Consider the following 247-nt stretch of genomic DNA (forward strand, 5'->3'; position numbering starts at 1 on the left):
GGAAGTAGCTCAGCTTGGTAGAGCACATGGTTTGGGACCATGGGGTCGCAGGTTCGAATCCTGTCTTCCCGACCATTTTGGGGCCTTAGCTCAGCTGGGAGAGCGCCTGCTTTGCACGCAGGAGGTCAGCGGTTCGATCCCGCTAGGCTCCACTTGATTTTAATTGTTTTTGGCGGTGTAGCTCAGCTGGCTAGAGCGTACGGTTCATACCCGTGAGGTCGGGGGTTCGATCCCCTCCGCCGCTACC

2 tRNA genes are annotated in these 247 nt (G+C 57.9%); both read left to right on the forward strand.

What is annotated here, in order from left to right:
• Window positions 1–79: 79 nt before the first annotated feature.
• A tRNA-Ala gene (locus G9F48_RS19505) sits at window positions 80–152 on the forward strand.
• Between the two features lie 19 nt (window positions 153–171).
• Window positions 172–245: transfer RNA gene (locus G9F48_RS19510), tRNA-Met, on the forward strand.
• The last annotated feature ends 2 nt before the right edge of the window (window positions 246–247 follow it).

The sequence above is a fragment of the Bacillus sp. EKM420B genome, from assembly GCF_011065565.1.
Classification (GTDB): domain Bacteria; phylum Bacillota; class Bacilli; order Bacillales; family Bacillaceae; genus Bacillus; species Bacillus velezensis.